The organism is Candidatus Ruminimicrobium bovinum, from assembly GCF_902760015.1.
GTDB classification, from domain to species: domain Bacteria; phylum Elusimicrobiota; class Endomicrobiia; order Endomicrobiales; family Endomicrobiaceae; genus Ruminimicrobium; species Ruminimicrobium bovinum.
In genome coordinates, this window is sequence record NZ_CACWEU010000043.1 from 1 (window position 1) to 2106 (window position 2106).

A 2106-nucleotide genomic window follows, 5' to 3' on the forward strand; every position below is an offset into this window, starting at 1 on the left:
CTTTTTACTGCTTTCTTTACCGCTTGGGATGGGGTTACATATTCTTTAGAAAGTACTGCATCTGTCGTTTTCACTGCCGATATTGCACTTGCTCCCGCATATACCGGTATGTTTGCTATACCTATCATTAAACATACTGCTACTATCATTGATACTGCTTTCTTTATTATTCTTTTTTTCATATTTTTCCTTTTTAATAATTTTCCAATTATGAATTTATGGAGTCAAAAAAACTATTTCCCTAATAATTGCTTTATTTCTTTCAATGATTCCTTTATTCCATCACCGGATTTAATAAATGAATCATTGTAAATATCATGTTCAAATGAATCATTGAAAATTTCAAATCCGTTTGCCATTTTATACATCAAATATCTTAAATAATCAAAATGATTTTCTATTTGTTTTTTTGTTACTTTGTTTTTTACAAATATATTATATACATCAGCTTCTTTTAATTTATAGTCTTTAGAAAATTCCTCTATCAAATTTATTCCGTCTTCTCCATATTTTGTATATATTTTATATGTTATATTATTTTTTAAAACGGTTCTAAGAGGATATACTACATGATAAATAGTGTTTTTCTTTGAATATGATGAGTATTTAACTAAAGACAATATACTTGCTTTTTCTTCTGCTATTTTTTTCATTGAAGAAAGCATTTTATGACCAAACGAATATTTATCCTGATAACTTTTTGAATTATTCATATAACTGTTAACTAAATTTTTTGCTTTTTTAAGCCATGTCTTTGCTAAACTGCTTACTCCTTTCTGTTTTAAAAGTTTATTTATTATAGAAAGAGAATCTTTCATATATTTATAAGCCGGTGTTGTTTTAAAAGCTGCTTGTGCTATATCTTTAGAATGTGTTGTCACAAACATTGTTCCATCTGTATCTGTAAATTTATACCGAAGATAACTATATTCAGAATTCAAATATACAGGTTTTGTTATTGTTCTTCCGGATGAAGTTTTCCCTTTTGCACTTTTCCCGTTTAAAAACTTTTTAAATTCTGTAGCCGTATATGTTATTTTATTCCCGCCGTTTATCAATATATCATATACTGAATATTTACCGTCTTTTTCTCTTTTTACGGTTAATGCATGAGAAGCTACAAAAGTCCCTTTTGAATTATAACACTCAACATTTAACATAGCTTTCTGTCCTTTATCCAAACCGGAAATAAAATCTTTTGTTTTTATATTATAATCTTTTGCATTTTTATATCCGTTTTTTTGAATTGCAAGCGTACTTCCATATCCTGTTCCGTTAAATGCTTTTGTGCTGCTGTTGAATGCACCGCAAGCTATATCTCCTGCTAAATTATAAACTGCCGCCAAATATCTGCTTATATTCAAATATGCACCTACTGCAAGTGATGCACAACAAACAAAATTTTCCCCTTTATTAATAAGTCTTAACATATTTGAAGCTACTTTTTTCATCTGTGTTTTTGTTACTCCCATTTTTACAAATGCATTATACACCGTTTTTAATGTTAACCCTACCCTATTAGCAAATGCCTGTAATGCTTGCAAACCTTTTTTTGTGTATTTATTTGTTATTTGTGTCGTTAACGAAACTGTTTTTGCTTTTTTCTTAGTTACTGTTGTTTTAGGTTTGCCTGATGCTTTTTTTACTATTTGCGAAGGTGTATAATAAGGTTGTGATAGTACAGCATCAGTTGTTTTTGTCGGTGATATTGCAACTGCTCCAGCATATACAGGTATGTTTGATATCCCTACCATCAAACATACTGCTACTATCATTGATACTGCTTTCCTGAACATCTTTTGTACTTTTTTCATTTTCTCCTCCAAAAAGAAAACCGATTTGGTCTTTTTATACTACTTTAACCAAGTCGGTTTATTACTATATTTCTATTATTATATAATACTGCTATTGTATCTTTTATTCTTACTACCAATATTGCAAATAATATAAAAAACAATATTCCCGTATTTGTTATTTCATTCGGACGGACTAATCCCGTATCGCTATATAAATCAGCACCATTATAAACATTTGAATATGCCAATCCGTTTACTTTTTCTTTCAACAAATTTAATGTCGTTGAATTATTTGTATTACTTTCTATTA

At 28.8% G+C, this 2106-nt stretch carries 2 protein-coding genes; both read right to left on the bottom strand.

The features are described from left to right. Positions 1-233 precede the first annotated feature (233 nt). Positions 234-1814 carry a hypothetical protein gene (locus tag ACMUOV_RS01445; RefSeq protein ID WP_413853080.1) on the bottom strand — a complete coding sequence of 527 codons (1581 nt, stop codon included), beginning with the start codon at positions 1812-1814 and terminating at the stop codon, positions 234-236. 44 nt (positions 1815-1858) lie between these two features. After that, on the bottom strand, positions 1859-2106 hold a 248-nt coding region (locus ACMUOV_RS01450; RefSeq protein ID WP_413853082.1), incomplete at its 5' end, for a hypothetical protein.